Source organism: Vibrio sp. 378 (assembly GCF_033339435.1).
Genome location: NZ_JAWOUO010000002.1, coordinates 439,246 through 466,185, shown reverse-complemented (window position 1 = coordinate 466,185; position 26,940 = coordinate 439,246). Strand labels below are relative to the sequence as shown.

Genomic DNA, 26,940 nt, shown 5'->3' with positions numbered 1-26,940 from the left:
AATAAATAGTGTTTAGTCAGCCGTTAGCCTTGCTGAAGCAGGATTTGCTTCCAGATTGCGGCCTCGTCAAACAAAGTGAATTCGCGACGAAGACCCCAAGGGCCAAACTCAGCGTGGCTGATCCCCATGATGTAAACCTCTTTTCCTGAAGGCTTACCAAACATCCCATATCCCTCATGCTTACCGTGCAAAGACCATCGAATTGCAGCGCGTGGTGACATCATGTCGTCATCTCGGCCAATACGATGGTGAACGGTAAATTGAGCATTTGGGAAAGACGCACGAAGTGCCATCCAAAAATGATCGACTTCCGAGTGTGATAGGGCAGTTTGACCGCCAGTGTATTCGCCGATACAAGCGCGGTCGTACTCTTTCGGTACTATAGAGAACTCGGCATTCATAAGGCTTCTGAGAATTGCTTCGTATCGCTGACCATATTCGTTGTCGTTGCCTACGCCCAAATAAGGTCCAGGAATGTCGATTTCAGGTGTGAACGGAAATGGGCTTGATTCCACGCCACCTTCAAATTCGATTTGTTGGCGTGCAAACTCTTCTGACGTCATACCCAGTTGTTTCGCGATATCGGCTTGATCGCGAACCAACCATTCGTCATTGATTTGGTTATTGATAGCGTGGCAATCTGCGATAATACGGAAACGAAGTTTGCGGTTCGAGGCTTGCCCGTAGAAGCCGTTGCCACTGTGTGTTGCAGTAGAGATGATTCGATGAGAAGAAAGCATGCCTTGTTCCGGGGTGCCTGACCAAATGACGTCTTCGCCATATAGCGTGCGATCGGGAAACTCGGCCAGTGTCGCCATTGTTGCACTGATCACCCCTTCGTTTCCTTGAACGATAGAGAGTGGAGTACGCACAACAATGTCGGGAGAGTAGTAGTGTTCTAAGGTGTTTAAACCTCGGTCTTCCCAAATCTCTTTTGTGATACCAAGAATGTAGTCGGGAAAATCACGCCACTTTTCATCGAAGCCAACCATGGCCATAAATCACCTCCGTAATTGAATAATTATGTTTGAATTATGTTTTGATTACGTATTCAAAATATATCATGTTGCCATTTTGTCAACGGATTGTTTTTCGATTGTTTAAATAGCGTGCTGATGATCAGGTTTTTAACAATTGAGCAGAAAACAAACTAAAAAAGTACAGGCGAGATGGAAGCTATCTCTTATCGAGACGTGTTAATAAGAAAGGAGGTCAAAGTTTTTTGTATGAATTTCCTAATATCTTATTGTTTTTTAATCGCTTAATTTATTTTGATCTGTTTGAATGGAAACAAATGATTAAGCCAAAACTGATAATCATGCAGATCAAGGCACCCAAATAGACTTTATCGCTAATATTCAGCTATTTTGGTGTCAATTATCCTTATATCTTTCAAATTTTCCTTTTGCATACGAATGCTTTAAGTCTTTTTTATTAAATCGGAAGTAGATAACGAATAAGCCACTAGAAAGGTGTTTATCTAGTGGCTATAACAGTCATAAGCGCTCTATGAGTGCAACGATCAGGATAAAAGCGCAGGTAACGATAGCGAGATGGCAGGGATGAAGGTAATCAACATCAACGCCACTATCATTGCACCAATCCAACCCATGATGGCTTTAGAGAGCGACTCTATCGGTACTTTGCCTACCTGACTTGCCATAAACAGGTTGGCTCCCAGAGGAGGCGTAACAAAGCCAATGGCCAAGTTCACGATCATCACGATACCAAAATGAACGGGATCCATGCCGAGTGCTGACGTAATGGGTAACAGAATTGGTGTGAGAATAACAATGGCTGCCAGCGTTTCCATAAAGGTACCGACAAGCAACAACAGGACATTGATGCAAAGCAGTATCAGAAGTTTGTTTTCAGTAATCGATAGAATGAACTGAGCAATCTCGGTCGGTAGACGTTCTAGGGTCAATATGCGGCCAAACGTCACGGACGAACCCACAATGACGAGCACAGCGCCAACTAACAGTGACGACTCTAGAATGATTTTCACCACTTGCGCTGGTTTGAGTTCTTTATAAACAAACATGCCAAAGAATAAGCCATAGAGCACGCCAATCGCTGCGGATTCGGTAGGCGTGAAGATACCGGAATAGATACCGCCGAGAATGATTACGGGTAGTAGCATTGCCCAACTGGCTTCTTTTAGTGCATCAAGACGCTCTGACCAAGTGGCTTTGCGTTCGTTACCTGTGTAGCCCCGCATTTTTGAGACAATTAGACAATAGCCGATCAATACCATACCGACGACCAAGCCAGGAATGATGCCTGCCATGAACATTTTAGTTACCGAGACTTCAGCTGTGATCGCGTAGACGATCATCACCACAGAGGGTGGAATAATGACCCCAATTCCGCCGGAAGAGGCTATCAAGGCACCGGCAAAGCTGCGGTCGTAGCCTTTCTTCACCATAGATGGAATCATCGTCAGGCCGATAGCGGCAACAGTGGCAGACCCCGTACCAGAGATGGAAGCGAAGAACATGCACGCCACAATGGCGACGATGCCAAGCCCACCAGTAAAGTGGCCAAAGAAGACCTCCGCCACGTGTAATAATCGTTTTGAGATCCCTCCTTGGCTCATAAGGTTACCTGCCAAGGTAAATAGAACGACGGCGAGGAGAGGGAAAGAGTCGAGCCCTGTTACCATTCCTTGGACTAAAAACTCGATGTTAAGAAACGGCAGACTGAGTATCGCGACCATACTGGCTGCCGCCAGAGCAATACCGACCGGAACGCCAATGAGCAGAAGCAGACCAAAGCTGCCAAACAAAAGTGCAGACGTCATGCGTTAAACTCCAATAGTCGGTTAGAAGTACGATACTTTGCTTTGATATGGCGATAGCGTTGGCGAGAAAAGCGAACTCGTTCATTGCTGGTGGAGCACGCGTTCACACGTTGATAAATGCTTGTCACTAGGCGCGCGCAGCTTAATAGTGCGCAAACTAAAACAGAGGCATACAAACACGCAATAGGAATTTCCATTGCGGGTGCAATCTGACCGAGTTGCAGGCTGCGATTGATCACCTTAAATCCAAACCAGGCGACAGTGGCACTAAAGGCAAGGTAGATAAGATCAGAAACAATCAAACTGAATTGCGTCCAATTGCCCGGAAGTTTATCGATGAACACACGAATGCGGATGTGTCGATCATCTCGGATACAATAGCTGATGCTCAGGTACATCGCCCATACGAATAAATAACGTGCCAGCTCTTCAGCCCACGCGATCGTTGCATCGAACAGGCGTAGTGCGATTTGCAAGCACAGTAAAGTTGTCATCGTCGAGATCGCGATAACGATAAGGGTAGGTTCTAGGTATTTGTCTAGTAAGCGAAACCACTTCATGTTCACCTCCAAAACGAGAAAGCACGACCTGTTGCCAGATCGTGCAAAAGAGTGGGAGTTATAGGCGTTCTATCTCGGCAATCACGTTGTCAAACAAGTCTTTACCCGTTTTACTGCGCAAGTCCTGGTACACGGCCGCATTCATTTTCTCTTTCATGATGCTGCGTACCTCGTCTGGGACGATGTTAACCGTCATGCCTTTTGCTTCGAGCTCTTTGATTACTTCTTGGTTTTGCTTAGCGGCGAGCTCACGCTGTTTTGCGATGGTTTCTTTGCTTACTTCACTGATCAGCGCTTGTTGTGCGGCCGGCAGCGAATCCCAAAACGATTTGTTCATGAACAGCACGTAGTTGGTGTAAATGTGGTTAGTCAAAGAGAGGTATTTCTGCGCTTCATAAAAGCGTTCGGCATAAATCGAATAGATGCCGCTTTCTTGAGCGTTTATCAGACCTTGTTGGAGCGAGGTAAATATTTCTCCCCAAGACAGAGGTGTTGGCGCAGTACCAATAGATTTCCACGCGCTTATTTGAGTGGGGTTAGATGCCGAGCGAATCTTTAGCCCTTTCAGGTCCTCAATACTATCAATTGGCTGTTTGTTGTTGGTCACGCTACGAAAGCCGACCTCCATAAAGCCAAGTCCATGAAAGCCTTTTGATTCCATAGCATTCAACAATGGTTGTCCGATCTTCTCACTGTCGAGCGCTTTGTGTGCTTGCTCTTCGCTATCAAAAAGGTAGAACACGTCGAGCACGTTAAACTCTGGGACGTAGGGAGAGAGTAAAACTGACGCACCAAACGTCATTTGTAAGTTGCCTTGCTGTACGAGTTCAGTCGTCTCACGCACATCGCCTAGTTGTCTCGCCGGATAGATTTCAACTTCTATCTCACCGTTTGAGCGAGCTTCCACTTCTTGTTCGAAATAGAGCATTGCTTTGTGTACGGGAGAGGTTTCTTGACTGTCATGAGCAAGACGAATAACACTGGTTGCAAACGTATTCATACTGCTAAATGCAAGCCCCAGTGCGGTAAGTGAAGTAAGGATTACTTTCTTCATCGTTCTTCCTTGTTTCTGGTATGACCTGCCATTGGCATTCGTCGGCAAGTCACACAACTTTTTATGTTTTTATAAATTAGTTGAGCAATTCATATCCACTTTGCATACGAATCCAAAATAAAACATTAAAGTAACAAGTCAATAACAAAATTGATGAATTGATGAGGAATTAAATAACGATTGGTGAAAATTTAATCGTGATCACAGAAAATGCCTTACTCGAAAGCAAGACATTTTGTTTATGAAGAATGAATAAAAATGGATTTATTAAATGGTGCTACTACGTTCGATCAAGGTGCCTTGCTCGAAAAGGTATTCGCCAGTTGCATCCAGGTTGCCGTTGATTCGATTCATCAAATCTTCAACCGCTCGTTTAACAATTTTGTCGACTGGTTGAGCAATGGTGGTCAAATCATAGCTCGGCCATGCAGACATCGGAATGTTATCTACACCCATCACAGAGAAGTCTTGGGGGATCTTTGCTCCGGCTTGTCGCAAACCATCCATCACACCCATGGCGAGGATGTCGTTTGCACAAAAAATTGCATCGGGTTTACTGGTATGTGACAAGATCGCTTTCGCTGCTTCTAAGCCTGCTTCAAAGCTGTACTTGGCTTGGATAAACGTTGGTGATGGGGAGCCGAGTTCTTGCAATTTTGAAGAGAAACCCAGCCAACGCTCTTCACTGGTCATGGAGCCAGCATCGCCACTGATATAAGCACACTGTTTTGCGCCTTTCTGCGTTAAATACTCCGCAGCTTGTTGGCCCGCCAAGCGGTTATCAATACCAGAGCTGTTGGCATTAATGCCTTCGGCGTAGCGGTTGATCAAGCTTAAGTGAACGCCAAACTTTTCGCATTGGGCAAACGCGCGTGAGGTTAAACGGCTGGTGGCGATAACGAGTCCGTCCACTTGGTATTCAATGGCGCGTGAAATGGCGAGATCGAGGTCGTCCTTGTCGATAGGGCAAAGCACAACTTGTCCGCCTCGCTTTTGAATTTCGACAGCCAAAGCACGAGATTGCATGTCGTACATTGGGTTTGATTCGCTATCTAACGCAATCGCCACTAAGCCTGAACGATTCGAAATCAGACCTCGGGCGATGGCATTCGGTGTGTATCCGAGCTTAGCTGCGGCATCCATCACCATTTTGCGTTTCTTCTCGCTAATACTCGCAGTCGGGCTGAATGCTCTAGATACCGTCGATTGAGAGACGCCGAGCATCTTCGCGACGTCGATCGAAGTTACTTTCGCTTTAATGGTGATACTCCTTATTTAAGGCCATTGAACCTTCTCATACGTGCTGAGTGTATGGGCTAGGGGATTTCTGTGTCTAGAGCATTACATTGATAAGGCGTAAATATCAGAGAAAACTCAAGAATTCATCACATTTCTCTCTTGCTTGAAGCCATCAATGATCATTTTGTGTTCAGAGCCAACACAAAAGAAGCTAACGCCGAGTTCACGCCATTCCCGAGCTTGTTGAGCCGTCGCGACAAACATGCCAACAGGTTTATTGGCGGCTCTGGCCGCTTCGATTACTCGCATACTTGCTTGTGCGACTTTCTCATCATGAACGCTATCAGCACCATAAGCGACAGTGAGATCAACTTGGCCAATGAAGAGCGCATCAATTCCTTCAACATTGGCAATCGCTTCAACATTTTCAACCCCTTGAGGGTCTTCAATTTGTGCAATGACAATCGTATTCGCACGGCTGTCTTTTAAGTGTTCAACCATGGGCTTAGTGGCGTATTGCGCTGCTCGACTGGAACCAGCATACCCTCGGCCACCTTCTCCGTAATGGCAGATTTTCGCCAGTTGCGTCGCTTGCTCAGCAGTACAAACATGGGGAATTTGTACACCCGCCGCGCCACAGTCAAGCGCGTTCAAAATGGTTGAAGGAGCGCTGTCTTGTACTCGTACCACGCACGCGAGGTCATTCGCTCTGGCCGCCATGATGCACAGATCAAGCGAGGAACGATCGAAAGGTGCGTGCTCTGCATCCAGTACCACAAAAGGCAACTCTGCCAGTGCCAATACCTCGATAATGTGAGGATGAGGGGTTTTAACAAATGTACCTAATAGCGTTTCTTTAGTCAGACGTTGTTTAAAATTGCTCATGATTCTCTCCTTTGCAAAGGTATGCAAAAGTTAACATGTAGAAATGTAAATGATGAGTAAAAATGATGTGATCTAAAACTCATTTTTGATTAAAAAGTAAACTCCACCAAAGTCGAAATTACTTTATTTTTCCTTTTTAAATTAGTTAATACAAAGGCTTAAAGGTGGTTTTCGTTGTTTGTTGACTTAACTTGTCAAATGTTAATTAAGTGTTTAATCTTATTTTGCATTCGTATCCAAAAGCATAAAAATAACCGTTCGTCAGCCTCAATGTTCAAGGAGAAACCCAATGGCACGCATTTTAAAAAACGGAATCACTGAAGAAGCATCAGCATCAAACGACGCAAAAGTGCGTCTGATTGTTGAAAACATTCTTGCTGATATTGAATCGAAAGGTGATAGCGCTGTACGTGAGTTGTCTGAAAAGTTTGATAACTGGTCGCCGGAGCAATTCCGCCTGTCAGAAGAGCAAATCCAAGCCTGTGTGGATGCGCTTGATGAATCGACTCGTCATGATATCGAGTTCGCTCAGCAACAAGTTCGAAACTTTGCTCAAATTCAACGTGACTCAATGAAAGACGTCGAAGTAGAAACCATGCCTGGTGTGGTACTGGGGCATAAAAATATTCCAGTCAACAGCGTGGGTTGTTACATCCCTGGTGGAAAATACCCATTGGTTGCATCCGCTCACATGAGTGTACTGACGGCGAAAGTCGCGGGCGTAAAACGTGTTATTGCTTGTGCGCCTCCGTTTAACGGCCAGCCGAACGTCGCGATTGTGGCTGCGATGGCAATGGCGGGTGCGGATGAAATCTACTGCTTCGGTGGTGTTCAGGCGGTAGGTGCAATGGCTCTTGGTACAGAGACTATTGCGCCAGTCGATATGATTGTAGGGCCGGGTAACGCATTTGTGGCAGAGGCAAAACGTCAGTTGTTTGGTCGCGTTGGTATCGATTTGTTTGCAGGGCCAACGGAAACCTTGGTCATTGCTGATGAGAAAGGCTGTGACCCGGAATTGGCAGCGGCAGACTTGCTTGGTCAGGCTGAGCACGGTTACAACTCTCCCGCTGTATTGTTGACCAACAGCGAAACATTTGCGCAAGAAACCATCAAAGAGATCGAACGTCAGTTAACCATTCTCCCAACGGCGGAAGTTGCGGGTAAAGCGTGGGCAGATTACGGACAAGTGATCGTATGCGATAGCTACGAAGAAATGGTGGAAGTGGCAGACGATATCGCTTCTGAACACGTACAAGTGATGACGGAAGATCCTAAGTACTTCCTAGATAACATGACCAACTACGGTGCCTTGTTCCTAGGTCGTGAAACCAACGTCTCTTACGGCGACAAATGTATTGGTACCAACCATACACTGCCAACGAAGAAAGCGGCGCGATACACCGGTGGCCTTTGGGTAGGTAAGTTCATCAAGACTTGTACTTACCAGCGTGTAACGGAAGCGGCATCCTTAAAAGTCGGTGAATACTGCTCTCGCTTGTGTGCACTAGAAGGTTTTGCCGGTCACAAAGAGCAAGCGGATATTCGTGTACGCCGTTACAAAGGCAAAGTGGAAGAGGCGTAATATGTCGAAACTTGCCTTAGTCACAGGCGGCAGTGGCGGACTGGGTGCCGCCATTTGTCGCAAGCTAGCTGAATCGGGATATCGCGTAATTCTGACTTACAACAGTAATCAGAAAGCGGCCGAGGATGTGCTTTCCTCGCTGCCACGTAACGAGCATCTAGCATTCAAATTGAACGTGGCAGATTCTAGTGCGATTGAACAGCTTAAACATCAAGTCAGTGAAATAAGCGACAAGCTGGATCTGTTGGTCAACTGTGCGGGGATGACGAAATTCGTTGCGCACTCTGATTTGCAAAGCTTAGATGATCAACTGTTTGACCAAATTTTCCAAGTGAACGTCCGTGCGCCTTTTGCCATGGTTCGAGCGTTTGAGCCTTGGCTTAAGCAAGCCAATGGTTGTGTGGTGAACATTACTTCTATCGCGGCACAGACTGCGATGGGGAGCAACATTGCTTACTGTGCAAGTAAATCTGCCGCGGAGAACATGACCCGTTCTTTAGCTCGCGCTCTGTCTCCCGAGGTTCGAGTTCTGGCTGTTGCTCCAGGGCTTGTCGACACTGAGTTTGTCAAAGGCTTGGATGACGCATGGCGTAATCAACAAGAACAATCCACACCGCTTAAGCGTTTAGCCAATGATGAAGAAGTCGCTCAAGCCGTGTACGCCGCGGCAGATCTTCTGACCTTCTCGACAGGCAATACCATCGCGGTTGATGGTGGGCGACCTTTAGGTCTGTAACACACTTTCGGTTTGTAACTAACTTTAGGTTTGTAACTAACAATTCAAAGGCTAGGTCCAAACAAGGACAACAAGGATTTACAATGACTCTACAATCTAAAATGAATAATAATCTGGTCCGCTACATGGAACTGATTCCGGGTACGAGTGCGTTTATTGATGCGCGCACGCCAGGCAGTGATCTGAAAGATAACTTCTGCATTATCGGTGCTGGGGTGGCAGAAAGCAGTCGTCAGCATGTTCATATTCGCGATACGGCGGGCTTTAACATTGGTGCCGCAGGCCAACCGCCGGGCATCAAAAATTCGTTGCACTCTCATCGTACCGCCGAGCTTTTCTTGGTGTTCAAAGGTCAGTTCCGTTTTTATTGGGGGAACGATGGAGAGCATGAGGCGGTGTTGTCTCACGGTGACGTCATCTCGATTCCAACCAATCTCTTCCGTGGATTTGAAGTGGTTGGCCGCGATTACGGCTTTATGTTCTCGGTACTTGGCGGCGACGATTCAGGTGGCGGCGTTATTTGGCATCCAAACGTTATTAAAGACAGTCAAGGTTATGGTTTATACCTCAAAGCCGATGGCACACTCGTGGACACCATTAATGGCGACCCGGTGCCACAAGAATCAGAATTGATGCCGCTGCTTACCGAAGAAGAGCTCGCGACCTTCGATACCTACACCGCAGAAGAGATGATGCCATTTGTCGCTCTGCAAAAAGATTATCGTGAAATCAAAGGCGATTTCGGCGGAAGCAACGTGAAACAATACGCCTTAACGGGTCATCCTTTGGCGAGTTATGACTTCCAAGTAAAGAGTGAAGATGAAGTGAGCATCATGGCTTATGAGCTTTCTGAAGGTGGCTCGATTCCTCAACACTGCCGAGAAGAAAAACAAGTGCTTATCAACTTTGATGGCGATACTGAAGTGGTCCTCACGCATCAAGGCGAACAAGCGAGTGTTGTTTTAACGCGCGGTGATGTGCTGAATGTTCCAGAAGGTGCGTCTTATTCACTGACGAACTTGCGTGGTAATAGTTTGACGTATTGCATTCTTGGGTCTGATCAACCAAAGCCGCTTGCAGGAGAATAAAATGACACAACCCACCTCGTTAGTTTGGCTACCCGGACTACTTTGTGATGGCACATTGTTTGAGGAAGTCAACCGAGCGTTGCCAAGTTGGGTTGAGCCTTCATGCCCGACGCTGGCTTCATTGCCGTCAATGGAACAGCTGGCGCAGAGAGTGTTGCAAGACGCACCGCAGGAGTTTGTCTTGGGTGGCTTATCAATGGGTGGGATTCTTGCCTTTGAGGTGTACCGTCAAGCGCCAAACAGAGTCAAAGGCTTGATCCTCATGGATACCAATGCAGCAGATGAAAAGCCAGATGTGACACAAAAGCGTGATGCACTGGTTAGCCGTGCGTTAAGTGGTGAATTTGAAAGCATTACGCCTGACACTCTGATGCCTGTGCTGATTCATCCAAGCCGTTTGCAAGACAAAGCGTTAACTGAGCGTATAGAAGGCATGGCGGTCAATGTAGGTTTGGAGGCATTTGAAGCACATGCTAAAGCGTTAGCAACTCGCCCGGATGCTCGACCTTTATTGGCGGACATTCAAGCTCCTACGTTGGTGATAACAGGTAAAGAAGATAAGCTTTGTCCGCTAGACAATCATCTGCTCATGGAGAGATGCATCCCAAACGTGACGCTTCATGTTATCCCGGAGTGTGGGCATCTATCTACGCTGGAGCAGCCTTTAATTGTTAGTGAAGTGATGACTACTTGGCTTCAAGATAACTTTGCTTTGTGTTGATAAGAACTTCATCACTCACCACCTTAAGGCTACTTGGGTATAGGTGGTGAGCGATGAGTATTATCAGAAGTAGTAGCGAATACCTGCCGCGAATTGATCATCACGATTTTCGAATTTGCTGCCATCGTACTGATCTTTACCTAGGTCGAACTGGTATTCAGTCCAAACTAGGAATTTGTTCTTCTGGAAGTGGTATTCAACACCAGGAATCAGCAAGTTACGCTCGTAACCTTGTGTCTCGTCACCGCGATCTTCCATGTAGTTGTAGTTCAACGTTGGGCGTAGGCCGTTGTCGAAGTGGTAGTAAGTGTAGATTTCGCCACCTAGGGTATCGAACATTACGTCCGTACCGCCTTGGCTCACTGCTTCCCAGTTTTCGCCAACGTGGAAAGTCGCACCCGCGTAGAAGCCACCGTTGCTGTAGTTTGCGCCCAATAGCATGATGCGCATGTTGTCGCCGTTTTCTACGCCAACCACGCTTGCGTCTAAATCAGCAACTTCATTTTGATGGTAAGCCGCACCAAGTGTTACGCCATCAACCGGTTTGTAAGTGATCGACGCACCCATGCCGTTTTTCAGTGAGGCTGTCGCATTGTTTGCTAGAGCAACATCTTCACGCGTGGTTTGGTAAGTAAAGCCGTAGCTCACTTTTTCATTGATTGAATTACGGTACGTAATTGAGTTTTCCGCACGACCTGCACCGGATGCGATACCCCAGTCAGCTAGGTTGTAAACACCTGAGCCACGAGTACCGAATACACGACCTAAATCGGTGTACCATGCTACGTCGTAGAAGGTAGACCACTGCTTAGTACCCGCAGCAATTTTGCCGTATTTTTCGTGATCAACACCTGCGTATAGCAAGCGGTCGTAAATGTTGTCGCCGTTCGCGCCAGAGTTGTAGCCCCATTCCGCGTGACCGAAACCAGTCCAGCCGTTATCCAGACCCATTTGGCCTTTCAAACCGAAACGTGAGCTGCCGCTGTTCCATTCGCCGTTGTCATCACCGCCACGGTCTTGGTAGCGAAGGTCGAAACGGCCATCGATGGTTAGGCTGTCGCCAGCGTCATTAACAAAAGTGTGTGCAGCAAAGGCTGAGCTAGAAGTAAGCGCTGCTAAAATCACTGCAGAAAGGGTCGACTTTTTCATCATCAATCTCATTATTCAGGGCGCAGAAAGCCACCGTGCGTTCATGCCCGTTTTGAATAAGGGTTCTATCTTGAGGTTGTGCCCCATCCTTGAGGCACGAGTTGGGAGCATGTCACCTGAACCGAGAGGGGATTCAGGCAACATAAAGGCGGGTTGACAATCCGCCCCTAGGACTTCTTATAGAGAAGGGTTTAGGATCTGTTGAGTACGCTCGAACACGTCTAGACCTTGCTGTTTTAGCCAGTAAGGAAGGTCGATCAGTACCCAGTTCTCAGATAGCTTGTCGCCGTCACGGTAGTAAACGTCAACCACTTGCATGTCTGCACGTACTTCACCGCCTGTCATACCTAGGAAACCACCGATAGGCGTGTTAGATAGGTTTGGCCAGCCGAAGAAACAAGAGAAGTTACCTTCTGCGAAACGACATACGTGGCCGTTAAACTTCTTGTCTTTCAGGTTGTTACGGAACGGCAATTGGTGCTGCTGTTGGTAACGAGGAATTGTGTAAGACGCACCGATACCACATGGACCGTACCAGATCATGTCTTTAGACCAGCTCTTCTCAAGAACTTCTGGTGGGCAACCCATAGCGCCGCTGTCGTTTAGTGCAGATAGGTCATCAACCATCTTGTTCACTAGTGCTAGTGTTGCTACGCCTTCTTCTGGTGCTGCGTCTTCGAACAGTAGACCGTCGTGGTTACGAGGACCAGGGTATACGAAGTGCTTACCTGTTGATGGTGGTAGTGGGTAACAACCCGCTTGGTCCATTGCACCTAGAAGGTCTAGGAATAGGCCAGTCTTAGTGATCTTGCCGTTTTCAACACAGTTAAATTCTGCGTAACGGATGTTCATGATTTTGCCAGTTGGGCGCATGCCTAGGTATTCAGCGTCGAATAGACCCATGAAGTGACCCATGCTCATTACCCAGATTTCACCTGATGTTACTTCGTTCTCACCACCGATGAAGATGTCTTGACGACGCTGCATGCGAGTCATTGATTTCATCAAAGGAGCCCAGAAAACGTCAGCCGCTGCTTGAGCGCCTTGTTGCTCACGGAATGGGTAAACACCACGCCATAGGTAATCTTCTGAAGTGTGTGCCTTTAGTACTTCTGCCACGTTCTCGTGAGTTGCGTTTTCCATTGCGCTGAAGTATTCACGTACAACGCGTTTCGCTTCTTGATATTTAGACATAATAAACTCTCTTATTTGCTGTCGAGTCGGCTTTGGGAACAGGACTCGAAATTAAGTTTTTTCATCCGGCCGGGGAGCCAGCCGGAGTTTTTGAAATTCAGTTACGCTTTTGCTGCTTTGGCTTTTTTGCTCTTATTGAACACGCCGCCTTTTAGTGTCTCTGGCAGTGATAGCCATAGAAGACCAGCAAGGATCCATACGATTGGTGAACCCCACATTGCGGTTTGTAGGTCGGTACGTTCTTGGATGAAGATAAGTACCATTGGTGCCCACATACCGAGGATACGACCGCCGTGGAATAGCGCCGCGCCGTAGCTACGTAGGTGTGCTGGGAACAGTTCTGAGAAGTAACCACCCCATACCGCTGAAGAAGACAGACCGAAGTTGTAAATCAGACCAAGTAGAGCCAGCATGTTTAGGCCGCCAATCACCATGTCGCCAGGTGCAACAAAGAAGATTGAAACCATGATGCCCGCTAGGATGAAGCCAAATGCGTTCACCTTACGACCGAATTTGTCAGCTACCCAACCCCAGAACCACGCACCAAACAGTGAACCAAATGCAGAGATAGAGAAGATGAGACCGATGGTTGCACCGTCGAACATACGTACATCACGTAGGTAAGTGGTTACGAAGCCACCAAAGAATTGGAAACCGTAGAAGTTAAGGCCAGCCAGTAATAGACACGTTAATGTGATCTTACGGTAAGGCTTGCTTAGCATTTCGCCCCAAGAGCCTTTTTTCGCTGGTGCATCTGATTCTTCTGCTTTTGCTTGCTCTTCTTCACCGTAAGCGATCACTTTGCTGTCGCTAGGTAGTACAAAGATCATGACCACAGCGGCTGCCAATGGTGGGATACCACCAACAAGCATTAGGCTTTCCCATGGTGCATCGATGCTTGCAATAAATGCTGCATACGCACCCATTACCATCAGTGCTACAGAGAACATAGAAGACGCGAATGCCGTCAACTTACCACGTACCGTTGGCGTAAATAGGCCGATCATCAAGCTTACTGCCACGGTGAAGTAACCACCCAGTGACAAACCAATGATGAAACGCATTGCTGCCCATGTTGTGTAGTCGGTGAACATCATATTGATGATCGTAGCGCCACCGTTTAGGGCTGTGATGGTAATAAGAGTGGACTTCTTACCAAATTTTGTTGCGAACCAAGCACAGCTCAATGCACCGATAAGTGCACCAACCGACTGCCATGTATAGAACTGGGCAGTGTCTGACAGGCTAATACCATCATACGCTTCAACGATGTATGGGCGTACGTAGTCAATAATTACAAAGTTATAACAATAGAAAAAGTAACCAACCAGTATCGCTAGATAGGCAGCTACCCTTTGAATCATAGGAACTTCGCTCATGTGTCTTTTGGCATTCATGACCGATAAACCTCTATTTCACTTAGGATTTGTTGCTATTCAAACTTAATGAACACGATCTTATTTGGATCATCTTCGATTTCGTGTCGGGGTGAATCATAGTTTTTTTAAGGTTATTAGATCCGTGATCAAAATCAATTTTAAAATGAATGCGTACCCATTTTGTGGGTTTTAGTGACAAGGATCTCACTAATCGGCGTTTTTGGCGATTTTGAATACATTTTCGCCTATATTGGTGATAATAATCACACTTACAGTGGGATTGTCGTTTAAAAATGCCTTTTTACAGTAATATCTGGGCATAATAATTAGCTACCCAGAATTAGGAAAACCTTAAAATGGTTACGTACTCAAGTTTTGTGGTGATTGCGTTATATGTAGCAATTACCATACTAATCAGCTATTTAGTGAATAAGCGCTACAGCAATGGTGGCGACTTTTCCACGGGTGGAAAGCAATTTGGCTGGTTTACGGCAGGTGTTTCGATACTTGCGACTTACATTAGTGCGATGACGTTTGTAGGGATGCCTGGTTGGGTTTATAGCTCTGGCATGGAAGCGATGAGTATTCACCTTAACTATCCCATCGTTATCTTTTTCACCGTCATTTTCTTTGTGCCTGTCTTCTATAAGCTGGGCCTGACTTCGATTTATGAATACCTTGAGCACCGCTTTGGGGTGTATGCAAGAACCATCAACTCGATTGTGTTTATTGTGGTTCAATGTATCTCTGCGGGTGTGATTTTGTATGCCGTGGCGCTGATCTTAGTGCAAGTTCTGCCTATCAGTATTTCTGAAGCCATTATCTACATTAGTATTTTCACCGCTTGCTATACCTATGCGGGTGGGATTTCCACGGTTATCTGGACCGATATGTTGCAATCTGCAGTATTGGTGGCGGGCAGCATCGCTATCTTTGCCATTCTAATGACAGAGATTAATGCGGCAGATTACCTTTCTCGTGATCACCTGAATATCATCAACTTAGATTTTGATTTGGGCGTAGATACCACACTCTGGGCTGGCGTGGTTGCTGTGAGCTTTTTGCATTTGAGTGTGTACGGCACCAACCAATTGATCATCCAACGCACGTTAGCGACGAGATGTGAAAAGACGGCGCAGAAGTCGATGCTGTTGTGTGGTTACGGTGCGTTTTTCGTGTACTTGTTCTTCGCGGTACTCGGTGTTCTTTTGAGTGTTTTCTATCAAGATCAATCGTTTGAAAACAGCAACGAAGTGATTTTGGATTTCGTTTTCAACCACACTAACCCAATTGTGGTTGGTTTGATCATTTCCGCATTGGCGGCGGCCGCAATGTCGACGCTGGACTCGACCTACAACTCGATGGCGACCGTCGCGACGTTCGATATCTACAAGCGTTTCGTTCGCAAGAGTGCCGATGATGTGCACTACGAAAAAGTCGCAAGAAAGATGAGTTTGCTTGCGGCGGCCATGGTGGTAGTGCCAGCTCTTCTAGCGGTATCGAATGAATCGGTACTCAAAACCATCGCTAGCCTGACTTCCATCTTCGTTGGTATCCGCTTGGGGTCATTCGTGCTTGGTTTATTCTGGGCGAAAGCCAATGAGAAAGGCGTGATCGTTGGCAGTATCATGAGTGTGATTGCGGTGTTTACTGCGATGTATCTCGACGTGGCTTGGCCGTGGTTCGCGCCAATTGGTACGTTCGTCTTCCTTTTGTTTGGTGTGTTAGTAAGCCGTCGTTGGGGCGTTGTGACTGCCGAGCAACAAATTTTTATCAATAATCAAAAACATCTTTTTGCAAAGCCAACCGCAAGCCATTACGGGCTATTGGTGTTCGCTGTGGCGACCATCGCTGCTTGTATGGTTCTCCCTGATTGGCTTTATGCTGCATTGTCGTAATAGGTAAGTTTATGCTGTCCATCTTTGATATTTACAAGGTTGGTGTGGGTCCTTCTAGCTCTCACACCAATGGTCCAATGATCGCGGGTTACCACTTCACTCGTTTGATTGAATCGAACTTGGCAAAAGTGGTTCGTATTCAAGTCGATTTATACGGTTCACTCTCGTTAACGGGGATTGGTCACCATACTGACCGTGCAACGATTTTGGGTCTGTTGGGTAACAAACCAGATACCATCAAAATCGCTTCTGCGAACAAAGCGATGCGCAAGGCGATTGAAGAGGGCATGATGTCTGTCGATGGCCGTCATGAAATCGAATTCAACTACAAAACGGACATGTTGTTCCATGAAGAGAACCTTCCTCTGCATGAGAATGGCATGACGATTACTGCCTTAGATGCGCACGGCAATCAGGTTGGGTTTGAAACTTACTACTCTATCGGTGGTGGTTTCATCGCAACGGCGGATGAACTGCAAAATGGCAGTGCGACTGCACCCGTAGAAGTAGAGTTCCCATTCTCCAGTGCAGACGAAATGTTGGCACAGGCTGAGAAGAATGGCATGAGCCTCGGCGGCATGATTCTGAAAAACGAACAAGCATTTCAGGATATGGAAGCCATTAATCAACGCGCAGAACAGATCTGGCGTGTGATGACGCGTTGCATGGAGCGCGGTTTCGAGACAGAAGGTATCTTGGATGGCGGCTTGAACGTGACCCGCCGTGCGCCTAACTTGCTGAAGAAGCTTGAAGCAAATGAAGCAATCGAAAACGATCCGATGGAAATCATGGATTGGATTAACCTGTTTGCTTTTGCTGTGAGTGAAGAAAACGCGGCTGGTGGACAAGTCGTAACGTCGCCAACTAATGGTGCGGCGGGTGTGATTCCAGCGGTATTGATGTACTACCATCGCTTCATCAAAGAGCTCGATACTAAACAGCTTAAAGACTTCCTTGCTGTATCCGGTGCGATTGGCATTTTGTACAAAACTAATGCGTCTATCTCGGGTGCCGAAGTGGGTTGTCAGGGCGAAGTTGGCGTGTCTTCTTCCATGGCGGCAGCTGGCTTGACCGCGCTGCGTGGTGGCAGCAATGAGCAAATTTGTATTGCGGCCGAGATTGCCATGGAGCACTCACTAGGCATGACTTGTGACCCAATTGGGGGCTTAGTGCAAGTTCCGTGTATTGAGCGTAATGCGATGGGTGCAATGAAAGCGATCAATGCATCTCGCATGGCACTAAAACGTAATAGTAAATGTTTGATCTCGTTGGATAAGGTGATTGAAACCATGTATCAAACGGGCAAGGACATGAACAAGAAATACCGCGAGACGTCACTGGGTGGGTTAGCTTTGATTCACCTAGCGCCGCCTTGCGAATAATGAGTTAGGCACATCTAACCAACAAAAAAGCCGAAGCACTGAGATGCATCGGCTTTCCTTTTTTGGATCGTTTATAACTTAGCTATGCGTTTGCTCACCTTTTGGTGTGCTTTGGTTTGGTTGATAGTGCAAAATCACCATTGAGGTGGGTGACAGCAAGACTTCGCCTTCAGCATGTCCTGGGTTGAGGTTACGTACGTTTGTATCACAGATCGTCACCCACTCTTGCTTTCGCTCATTGGGGAGTTTAAAGCGCGCTGTGGCGTTAGTTTGGTTGATGAGGTAGACCAGTTCTTGTCCTTCTTTACCGATACCAAGGTGAAGTGCGACAGAGCTTAAACGGTTCCAATCATCGTGCTCCATTAAGCGACCGTCTGTACGGCGCCAGAAAATACGGTTGTTATTGCGGTTTTCGCCACTGAAAGCTCGGATAAATGGCACCATGTATTGATTTCGGTTGGCGACCATTTGTGACATCCATGCTTTGAAATGTTGCTTACGTTCTGTCTCTTCCCAGTTCAGCCAACTGGTTTCGTTATCTTGGCAATAGGCATTATTGTTACCGCCTTGGGTGTGAGACAGAACATCAGCAGTGAGAATGTGTGGGATACCGAAGGCAAACAGCAAGCTAGCAATAAGGTTGCGTTTTTGCTTCTCACGCGTGGCGATGATCATCAGATTTTCGGTCTCGCCTTCAACACCGTAGTTTTCTGAACGATTGTCGCCGTGACCGTCGCGATTTTCTTCGCCATTGGCTTCGTTATGTTTGTGCTTGTAAGACACTAAATCTTGCAGTGTGAAGCCATCGTGATACGTGATGTAATTTACGGTGAGTTTGTATGGCCAGTTCGCTGCACTATAAATGTCACGAGAGCCCATTAATCGAGTGGCAAACTCTTTTAAATAGCCTTGATCACCGCGCCAAAAACTGCGGGAAATATCACGCAGTTTGTCATTACATTCGTTCCAACCAAATGGAAAGTTACCCACTTGGTAGCCATTTGGACCAATATCCCAAGGTTCGGCAATCAATTTGGTTTCACGCAAAATTGGGTCTTGCGCAACGGCTTTAAAGAAAGCTGCTTCTGGGTTGTAATCATCGCCCTGTCGACCTAACGTTGCAGCCAAGTCAAAACGGAAGCCATCGACTTTAAATTCGCTAACCCAGTAGCGCAATGTATCCATCACAAGGTTTAAGGCTGGTTGGTAGGTGAGATCCACTGTATTTCCGCAGCCAGTGTAATTGGCGAAGTGGTTGCCATGTTTGATGTAAAAACAGGAATCGAGGGCCTTCAGGTTGAAGATTGTAGGGCCTTCACCACCTTCAGCAGTGTGGTTGTAAACCACGTCGAGAATCACTTCGATGCCGTTTTTATGCAATTCGCGAATCGTTGTTTTTAATTCCGTAACGGCGTCTTGTTCTGCGTAGCGCGGATCGGGCACCATAAAGAGATAAGGGTTGTATCCCCAATAATTGACCTTTTCCATCTCTAGTAGGTGAGGCTCATGCATGCATGCTGCGACAGGTAGCAATTGCAGCGTGTTGATGTTTTGCTGTTTGTAAAAGGCCAGCATTTCAGGTGATGCAAGACCTAAATAGCGCCCCTTCAGCTTGTCCTCAACCTCAGGGTGGCGTTGGGTAAGCCCTTTGACGTGCGTCTCAAACAACACCATCTCTTCTCTGGGTATACGCGGGTGATCCGTGTTTTGCCAGTCAAAATCATCTTCGATAACGACGCACTTCGGCATATCGAAACTTTTGGCTGGAGAGTAGGGAGGATGATAGTGGAGGGCTTTATCTATTGATTTTGCGTACGGATCAGAAATTAACAGTGGCTCGTCCTTGTGGGAGACAAGATAACCGTATTTTTGCCCTGGCTTAATATCTGGAATAAAAGTATGACGTATGCCAGCGTATTCATTCGGTAAACCGTGAAGCTCGTAGCTGCCATCGTCTGCAAACAATGCCAGTTGAATGTCTTTTACGCCCGGAGCATGAATAGAGAAGTTACAGCCTTCTTTATTCAATGTTGCGCCCAGGGGGTAGGGGCGAGAGAGAAGTCGTGTCATCGGAGATACTTTATTTAATATTTATTGCTACCTTTAGGAAACTATAAGTTAAAAACTTTGTCTTACTAAGGTCAACCACCCTAAATATAAAAATATTCGTGTAATTTAATTACTTTATGTGACGGCTTAGAGTCAAAAATATGAAATGGCTATCACTTTGTAGCGGCTCAAAACCGAACAAACTTACTAATTCCTCCCTAGATTGGTGATCTGACTCGAAAAAACACCATTCGGTAAATTTTCTACTCCCTTCTCATCCCCCTTAAATTAGTTTAGGGCGGAGGAAGTCATCCTTGTACGCCTCGGGTAATCTCACAACTGTTGAAACAAACGGGGATTCGTTCCCATCTTACCTCTCTTTCTTTAGGTGTGTTTTTACTGCCTATATTCACCTAAAAGAGTGAGCAGGGAAGACAGAATTATAAATACCCTTAATGGAGTTAAGAATGAAAAAAGTAAGTGCAATTGCTGCTGCTGTAGCTGCAACTTTAGCTGCTGGTTCTGCATTCGCAGTGGATTTCCACGGTTACATGCGTGCTGGCGTTGGCGTGAACGCTGACGGTGGTCAACAATTAACATTCGAAAAGAACAAGATCGGTCGTCTAGGTAATGAAAGCGATATCTACGGCGAGATTCAACTAGGTAAAGAAGTTTACAACAACAACGGCAAAACGTTCTACGTAGACTCTATGGTTGCAATGACTTCTAATGGTTCAAACGACTGGGAAAGCACTTCTGCTAACTGTGGTTTGGATAACGGCGAAGTGAAATGTGTAGACGATGCACAATTCGCACTACGTCAGTTCAACGTTCAAGCTAAAGGCCTACTAAACTTTGCTCCTGAAGCAACGCTTTGGGCAGGTAAACGCTACTACCAACGTCACGACATTCATATCTCTGACTTCTACTACTGGAACATCTCTGGCGCGGGCGCTGGTGTTGAAGGTATCGAAGCTGGTCCTGGTAAAGTTTCTTTCGCTTGGGTTCGTAACGACCGCGGCGATATCGCAGACCCAGGCAACGATGGTGGCGCAACAAACGTAAACACTCTAGACGTACGTTACGCAGGTCTTCCTCTATGGGACAACGGCTCTCTAGAAATGGGCTTGAACTACGCAATTCTTAACGAAACTGACGCTGCGCCAAACGGCACTAAAGATGCGAAAAACGGCGTAATGTTCACAGCAGAATTGACTCAAGGTCTAGACGCTGGTTTCAACAAAACAGTGCTTCAGTACGGTACTGAAGGTTACTCTAAAACAATGGCATTCTACGGCGACGGTAGCTGGTACGGCGCAGAAGCTGACAACGGTGCATCTGGTTACCGCCTAATCAACTGGGGTGTAATCGGCATGGGCGACAGCTGGGAAATGGGTCACCAGTTAGTGTACGGTGTTGGTGAAGACATGTGGGCTGGCCAAGACAAGTGGGAAACAATGTCTGTTGTTGTTCGTCCAATGTACAAATGGGATGACAACCACAAAACTATTTTCGAAGCTGGTTACGCTATCGACGATAACGACGGCGAAGAAAACAAATACGGTAAGCTAACTGTTGCTCAAGCATGGTCTGCTGGCTCTAGCTTCTGGGCTCGTCCTGAAATCCGTGTTTACGCTTCTTACCTAACGGCTGACAAAGAAGACAACTCAAACACATTTGACAACGGTCGTTCAGACGATACGTTCCAGTTCGGTGTACAAGCTGAAGCTTGGTGGTAATCATCTAACCACTAAGTCCTAAATTGTCCTAGAATGATACAGCCAGAACTTATCTGGCTGTATTTATTTAAAAAACAATAAAGAGTCGAGGTAGACAGTAATGAAAAAATGGCTTGCTCCCGTACTGCTGGGCATGTTGGCTACTGGTTGTGCGTCTGTAGAACAAGTAGAGATGAGTCCAAAAGGTCAGCAACAAGTGATCACGCAATCGGGTGATATTCAATGGGTACCGCTTAACGTGCCTGTGGTTACTGAATTCGCTTTGACTGATAAAAGCCAAATGTTGTTGGATGGTAACAGTGCTGGCGCTATTGCAGCGTTTGCTCTTCCAGGTAACCGTGGCAGTCTCGATATCAAATTAGAGACATTCGTAAGTAAAGAACTTCAATTTTATGCTCCTAATGTCGCAGTGATGAACTCGGCAGGAGAAACCATTTACCAAGCAGATTTTTCAAAGTTTAAGTATGAACCAGCAAAACTGTTGGACAACGATAAATTCGTACTTGATCTCAATGTGATTCCAGACATGACAGGTAACGATCTGCATGTGTTGGTTTACACGACTTCCGCCGATCTAAAAGGAAGTACACAAGTTTTACACCCTGCAAAAGCCTTCGCCATGGCGCGCCACACTCAGCCGCCAGATATTGCAGACCCTCTAGCGAAACATAGCCCACTTGGTCAGTTCCGCTTTTCGGTATCCGCGAATGATATCGTGAATACTAAGATTGTTGCGAAAAACGATAACATTCCCCAAGGTACGGACCTTACTAGCTACTACTACAGCTCCATTGAAGCAGCAGTCGCAGCGAATGATATTCCGAAAGCGCTCACTTTGCTTGATGAAGCAAAAGAGCTGGGTATCGAAGGTGCACAACAAGTGTTTGTGAAAGCCGTAAATAGAAAATAATCAGATAAAAAAGGTCAGCGAAATGCTGACCTTTTTCATAGAAAATAAACCAATAAAAATACCCCTACATAGAGTTACCTTATTCACATAATTATTTTTATTACTTTGTTTTTTATATAGGTTGGATCAATAATTAATGGCAGTTCCTAACTTATTTTTTGTACTTAGGAAATAAACAAACTTCTCGAAGTGATTTAAATTCGCAATCTGACGATATTTATTTGGCGTTTGATATTTCCATTTTAATAACGATTAATATTTCTTTTAACCGTTGAGTTTATTTTGCTTTGGATATACTAAAAAGGAATTACGTGAAATGAACATGATGAAGACCTCTCTTGCTGCTGCCCTACTTGTTGCCTTAGTAGGTTGTCAATCGACGGCAGAACCTGAAGCGGCCACAGAGCCAGTTGTTAATATGTCTCAAGACGAAGTGGTTGCTTTCATGAAAGCGTGTGACAACCCAGACAGCACGGCGAAAGGGCCTATTTCTAAACCACTATTTGTGGTGGGTACTTTTGCGGATTCCGATTGGAAACACGTGCCTCAGCGTCAATACACCTACAAAGGGAATAATTTCTACCAAGCCGTGGTTCAAGAAAAAGTAGGCTCCTACAAAATGCAGTATGCGACCGAATTATGGTTCCCACAATTTACCGCAAAAGGCAATCGAATGAACGTTGGTGAATTAACACCATTAACATTTGGTGGTTACGGTACGGATACTTCGGTTGATATTAAAGAAGATGGTAAATATGTATGGAGTCTTCAGTTTGAAGGAAAAGGCAAACCTGTTCATGTCATGGTAAATAAGTGCCAATAATATTCCATTCAGTTATTTAAAATCTATTTTTATTTATTAACCCCTGCATGAAACAAATGTCGGGGTTAATTTTATTACTCAAATGTCATTAGTTTATTTGAGTAAGTTAGGGAGAGTAAAATGCGTAATACCCTACGTAACCATCGCCTGTCTCGATCGTTGCTTGCGTTAAGTGTGATTGGTGCTTTATCTGCGTGTAATTCTTCTGGTGGTGGCGACACTAATAGCAGCACTCCGCTACCGGATACCAGTTATGCTTGCCAAGCCAATGTCATGGCGCAAAGTAACCAGCTTCGTACTTATCAAATCATGGTAGAGAGTTTTGTGGATGGTGATGCGAGCATTGGTCACGGTACAGGTTATGGCACCAGCCATCATAACGGCGATTTGCAAGGAGTGATTGATTCACTCGATTACATCCAAGACTTAGGGATGAATGCGATTTGGTTGACGCCAGTTTTTGAGTCAGAAGCGTTAGCAGGACAAGATCATTGGGCGGATCGTTTGGACGCCACCGGCTATTTTGCGACAGATTACTTTAAAATCGACCCCAAATTTGGTGACTTAGCGACCGCGAAAACTTTAGTCGAAGAAGCACACAAACGCGGTCTGTACGTATTTTTTGATGGCGTATTTGGCCACCATAAGAATGGTTTGATCAAACCCTCGCCTTCCGGCTTGTTGCCTTCAGGCTCAAGCAATTCCGTTGATTACCCGGCCAGTCTCGATTTCTACAAAGAAGTGGCAACGTATTGGATCAAAGAACTGAAGATTGACGGCTGGCGTTTAGATCAAGCCTATCAAGTTCCGACAGACGCTTGGACACAAATTCGTAAAGCCGTCGATGAAGCCTCACAAAGTGTGACGTACACCAATAGCAAAGGCGAACAAGTGAATCCGTTGGGTTACATGGTGGCAGAGATTTGGAAAGGGGAGTCTGAAATCGCGAATGAGGCGTATGGATCGAACAGCGATCCAGCATTGTGCTCTGCGTTTGACTTCCCTATGCGATATCGCATCGTTGAAACTTTAGCCGTGAATGAGAGCGGCGTGGGTGGTCGCGGTGCGGATTGGTTAGACAACGGCTACAGCACACACAATCAATATCCAACACATGCGCAGCCGAATTTGATGATCGGCAACCATGATTTAGTGCGCTTTGGTGACTTGTTACAGCGTGGAAACTTGGCGGATGTGAATGATGCAGAATATTGGTTACGCCATAAAGCCGCGTTTGCTTTCCAAGCGGCGTACACAGGGCCAATCACGTTGTACTACGGTGATGAAATCGGGGATCAAGTGGATGGTTTTGCCGTAAAAGAAGACAACAGCACCTGCGCCATTCAAGGTTTGTGCGATGATCACGTTGCGCGCAGCAGTGCGAAAATTGAAGGCGTGACGGCGACGCTTGATGCAAACCAAGCCGATCTCAAATCTTATGTGACATCGCTGATGACAATGCGCGATGCGCATCCTGCACTTTATCAGGGGTCACGCACGAATTTAGTTGCGAGTAACGGCAGTTATGTGGATTTGAAACAATCTGGTTCGGACAAAGTCTTGTTTGCGCTAAATACCTTAGAGAGCGCTAGAAGCGTCACTCTTACTCAGGAGAGTGTTGGTACTGGTGAGTTGGTGGATTTGCTCACGAATGAAAAAATTACTCCGAGTAATGGTCAATATCAGATTCTGATGTCGCCACTACAAGGACGATTCTTTGCGGTAAAACCTTAAGGAATTATTCAGAATTGATGCTCACCAGTTGAGCTGACCACAAGCTTTCTTATAAACAAGCCAAGTGTTGTTGCTGACCCCCATAGGCGCACACTTGGCTTTTTTCTGTCTGTTTTACTTTTCCCTTAATGGTTTTGCGACGATGTAGCCAACAAGTTGCTTCGCTTTTTGTATTGGCGTTTGTTTTCAGCAGATGGATATTTGTGAGATAAGCTGCACATTAAAAAGTAAATTAACACTTGTGCAACGTAAAAATGTGACTGAAGGATTACTTATGCCCCACTAATATGTTTATCGTGTTTGGGATTTATATAACTAATGGAAAAGTATAATGAAATCCATAACGAACTCCCTCTGTCTCCTTGCTGCTGTTAGCTCGCCGTTTGCATATAGCCAAATTATCAACGGTGACTTTGAACAGTGGAATGGCAATGTACCTACGCAGTGGTCAGAGATTGACGCTGGCATTACAGTGTCGCCAAGCAGCGAGCAAATCAAATCGGGTGGTCTGGCTGCCCAGGTCGTCGTGAATACAGGTACCCAAAGCAACACCGACTTTTTGCAAACCATTAATGTGGAGCAAGGGAAAACCTATCCGTTTTCTGTCTCGGTTTATCATACCGAAGGAAATGTAAAAGCACGTCTGGTGGTTGATGGTTATCACAATTACTCGAACCCACAACAGATAAACCAGTGGCAAGAGCTCGCGCACAATTACACAGCGAGCTCGAACAAGACCATCAACGTCGGTTTGCGTTTTTACGATGAAGCCAGTTTTGATGGCTCAGAAGTTGTCTACGTCGATAATTTTCAACCGACTGAGACGAGTACACAACCTCCTGTAGAAAGTTGTAGTGATCACCAAGTGGTCTTGACTCTCACAACAGATAATTATGGTTCAGAAACCAGCTGGACGTTAAAAAACAACCAAGCCGAAGTACTGTTTTCTGGTCAGGGATATGAGTCAGCAACCACCATTGAAAAGAGCATGTGCTTAGCTGACGGTAACTACCAATTCACGATTCAAGACGAGTATGGTGACGGTATTTGTTGTGGCAGCGGCGCGGGGTCGTACACGCTGACTGAGGGAGATAAGACTCTTGCTTCTGGCGCTGAATTCTCTAAAAGTGAAACCACCGATTTTAACTTAGGTGACACAACGACGACCCCACCAGTGGTTGATGGTTACTATAAAGTGGCATCTGGTAAGACGGGATACGCTCTAAAAACAGCGTTGTTTAACATTATCAATAATCACTCCAGCCGAGGCTATTCTGCGGTGTGGACCTTGGTAAAAGATGCCGATATTGATCGTTATTACGAAAATGATGGCTCTATTCTCGATATGTATTCTGAAAAGCCATCTGGTAGCGATACTGTAAGCTTTACCAAAGTCACAGACCAATGTGGCCAATACAAAACGGAAGGGGATTGCTACAACCGTGAGCACTCTTTTCCGAAAAGCTGGTTTGGCGGTAAGGTTGAGCCGATGAACTCAGACGGTCATCACTTGTTTGCGACTGATGGTTATGTAAACGCGAAGCGCAGTAATTGGCCATTTGGTGAAGTGGGCACCGCGACCTACGTGTCTAGTAATGGCTCTAAACTTGGCCAAGCAAGCACTAGTCTGGGCTACTCCGGTACGGTGTTTGAGCCGATTGATGAGTTTAAGGGCGACTTCGCCCGTGCTTATTTCTACATGGCGACCCGTTATGAAAATGTTGTAGGTAATTGGGAAGGTAACTCAAGCAATGCGGATGCTGTCCTTGATGGTTCAAGTTCAACGGTTTTTGAACCTTGGGTGTTAAACATGCTTAAGCGTTGGCACAAAAATGATCCTGTTAGTGAAAAAGAACGAAACCGCAATCAACAAGTGTTTGATTTTCAGGGCAATCGTAATCCATTCATTGATCATCCTGAGTTTGTTGAACAGATTTGGGGAAACTAACACCTTTTTGATTTTGGTATCCACCATTTAGTGACGCCAACAAAACAAAGGGGAAGCGTGATGCTTC

General features: G+C 46.0%; 21 protein-coding genes. 11 read left to right on the top strand and 10 right to left on the bottom strand.

The features are described 5' to 3' along the window. Positions 1–23 precede the first annotated feature (23 nt). The 6 genes from R7Q48_RS05470 to R7Q48_RS05445 form a co-directional block, all read right to left on the bottom strand. The gene (locus R7Q48_RS05470) at positions 24–998 is read right to left on the bottom strand and encodes an ester cyclase (protein ID WP_256903072.1); all 975 of its coding nucleotides are present in this window, start codon (positions 996–998) and stop codon (positions 24–26) included. A 524-nt stretch (positions 999–1,522) separates the two neighbouring features. After that, entirely contained in the window at positions 1,523–2,803 is a 1,281-nt protein-coding gene (locus R7Q48_RS05465) for a TRAP transporter large permease (protein WP_256903071.1), read from the bottom strand. After that, positions 2,800–3,363 carry a TRAP transporter small permease gene (locus tag R7Q48_RS05460; protein ID WP_025768663.1) on the bottom strand — a complete coding sequence of 188 codons (564 nt, stop codon included), beginning with the start codon at positions 3,361–3,363 and terminating at the stop codon, positions 2,800–2,802. The genes R7Q48_RS05465 and R7Q48_RS05460 overlap by 4 nt, the downstream gene beginning before the upstream one ends. A 58-nt stretch (positions 3,364–3,421) precedes the next feature. Continuing rightward, positions 3,422–4,417: a TRAP transporter substrate-binding protein gene (locus R7Q48_RS05455; protein ID WP_256903070.1), complete on the bottom strand. Its 996-nt coding sequence runs from the start codon at positions 4,415–4,417 to the stop codon at positions 3,422–3,424. Positions 4,418–4,684: 267 nt separating this feature from the next. Beyond that, positions 4,685–5,641, bottom strand: a complete 957-nt coding sequence (locus R7Q48_RS05450; RefSeq protein ID WP_025768661.1) for a LacI family DNA-binding transcriptional regulator — start codon at positions 5,639–5,641, stop codon at positions 4,685–4,687. 150 nt (positions 5,642–5,791) lie between these two features. Further along, positions 5,792–6,541, bottom strand: a complete 750-nt coding sequence (locus R7Q48_RS05445; RefSeq protein ID WP_005374748.1) for an HpcH/HpaI aldolase family protein — start codon at positions 6,539–6,541, stop codon at positions 5,792–5,794. Between the two features lie 289 nt (positions 6,542–6,830). Between R7Q48_RS05445 and hisD the strand changes: the two genes are divergently transcribed. The 4 genes from hisD (at position 6,831) to R7Q48_RS05425 (ending at position 10,668) form a co-directional block, all read left to right on the top strand. Further along, the gene (hisD, locus tag R7Q48_RS05440) at positions 6,831–8,123 is read left to right on the top strand and encodes a histidinol dehydrogenase (RefSeq protein ID WP_256903069.1); all 1,293 of its coding nucleotides are present in this window, start codon (positions 6,831–6,833) and stop codon (positions 8,121–8,123) included. A 1-nt stretch (position 8,124) separates the two neighbouring features. After that, positions 8,125–8,859, top strand: a complete 735-nt coding sequence (locus R7Q48_RS05435) for an SDR family NAD(P)-dependent oxidoreductase (RefSeq protein ID WP_025768659.1) — start codon at positions 8,125–8,127, stop codon at positions 8,857–8,859. Between the two features lie 83 nt (positions 8,860–8,942). Then, on the top strand, positions 8,943–9,947 hold the full coding sequence (locus R7Q48_RS05430; protein WP_005374765.1) for a cupin: 1,005 nt from the start codon (positions 8,943–8,945) through the stop codon (positions 9,945–9,947). Between the two features lies 1 nt (position 9,948). Next, positions 9,949–10,668, top strand: a complete 720-nt coding sequence (locus R7Q48_RS05425) for an alpha/beta fold hydrolase (RefSeq protein ID WP_256903068.1) — start codon at positions 9,949–9,951, stop codon at positions 10,666–10,668. Between the two features lie 63 nt (positions 10,669–10,731). On the opposite strand, the gene R7Q48_RS05420 is transcribed toward R7Q48_RS05425, so the two are convergent. The 3 genes from R7Q48_RS05420 to R7Q48_RS05410 all read right to left on the bottom strand — a co-directional run bounded on the left by R7Q48_RS05420 (position 10,732) and on the right by R7Q48_RS05410 (position 14,408). Next, complete coding sequence (locus tag R7Q48_RS05420) at positions 10,732–11,817, bottom strand: porin (protein ID WP_256903121.1); 1,086 nt, start codon at positions 11,815–11,817, stop codon at positions 10,732–10,734. 177 nt (positions 11,818–11,994) lie between these two features. Next, complete coding sequence (locus tag R7Q48_RS05415) at positions 11,995–13,011, bottom strand: nuclear transport factor 2 family protein (RefSeq protein ID WP_005374772.1); 1,017 nt, start codon at positions 13,009–13,011, stop codon at positions 11,995–11,997. Between the two features lie 101 nt (positions 13,012–13,112). Further along, on the bottom strand, positions 13,113–14,408 hold the full coding sequence (locus R7Q48_RS05410) for an MFS transporter (protein ID WP_256903067.1): 1,296 nt from the start codon (positions 14,406–14,408) through the stop codon (positions 13,113–13,115). 338 nt (positions 14,409–14,746) lie between these two features. Between R7Q48_RS05410 and R7Q48_RS05405 the strand changes: the two genes are divergently transcribed. Both R7Q48_RS05405 and R7Q48_RS05400 read left to right on the top strand, forming a co-directional pair. Beyond that, positions 14,747–16,288, top strand: coding sequence for a sodium:solute symporter (locus R7Q48_RS05405; protein WP_256903066.1), 1,542 nt, complete (start codon positions 14,747–14,749; stop codon positions 16,286–16,288). An 11-nt stretch (positions 16,289–16,299) separates the two neighbouring features. Continuing rightward, positions 16,300–17,670 carry an L-serine ammonia-lyase gene (locus R7Q48_RS05400; RefSeq protein WP_256903065.1) on the top strand — a complete coding sequence of 457 codons (1,371 nt, stop codon included), beginning with the start codon at positions 16,300–16,302 and terminating at the stop codon, positions 17,668–17,670. A gap of 78 nt (positions 17,671–17,748) precedes the next feature. Here R7Q48_RS05400 and glgX read toward each other — a convergent pair whose 3' ends face one another. Further along, positions 17,749–19,740, bottom strand: coding sequence for a glycogen debranching protein GlgX (glgX, locus tag R7Q48_RS05395; RefSeq protein ID WP_033906651.1), 1,992 nt, complete (start codon positions 19,738–19,740; stop codon positions 17,749–17,751). 446 nt (positions 19,741–20,186) lie between these two features. Between glgX and R7Q48_RS05390 the strand changes: the two genes are divergently transcribed. The 5 genes from R7Q48_RS05390 (at position 20,187) to R7Q48_RS05370 (ending at position 26,873) form a co-directional block, all read left to right on the top strand. After that, positions 20,187–21,458, top strand: coding sequence for a maltoporin (locus R7Q48_RS05390; RefSeq protein WP_005374784.1), 1,272 nt, complete (start codon positions 20,187–20,189; stop codon positions 21,456–21,458). 100 nt (positions 21,459–21,558) lie between these two features. After that, positions 21,559–22,368: a MalM family protein gene (locus R7Q48_RS05385; RefSeq protein WP_005374786.1), complete on the top strand. Its 810-nt coding sequence runs from the start codon at positions 21,559–21,561 to the stop codon at positions 22,366–22,368. A 316-nt stretch (positions 22,369–22,684) separates the two neighbouring features. Beyond that, positions 22,685–23,191: a hypothetical protein gene (locus tag R7Q48_RS05380; RefSeq protein WP_017634473.1), complete on the top strand. Its 507-nt coding sequence runs from the start codon at positions 22,685–22,687 to the stop codon at positions 23,189–23,191. 120 nt (positions 23,192–23,311) lie between these two features. Further along, the gene (locus R7Q48_RS05375; protein WP_256903064.1) at positions 23,312–24,925 is read left to right on the top strand and encodes an alpha-amylase family glycosyl hydrolase; all 1,614 of its coding nucleotides are present in this window, start codon (positions 23,312–23,314) and stop codon (positions 24,923–24,925) included. Between the two features lie 331 nt (positions 24,926–25,256). After that, positions 25,257–26,873 (top strand): endonuclease, encoded by a 1,617-nt coding sequence (locus R7Q48_RS05370; RefSeq protein WP_256903063.1) that lies wholly within the window; start codon positions 25,257–25,259, stop codon positions 26,871–26,873. Positions 26,874–26,940: the final 67 nt, after the last annotated feature.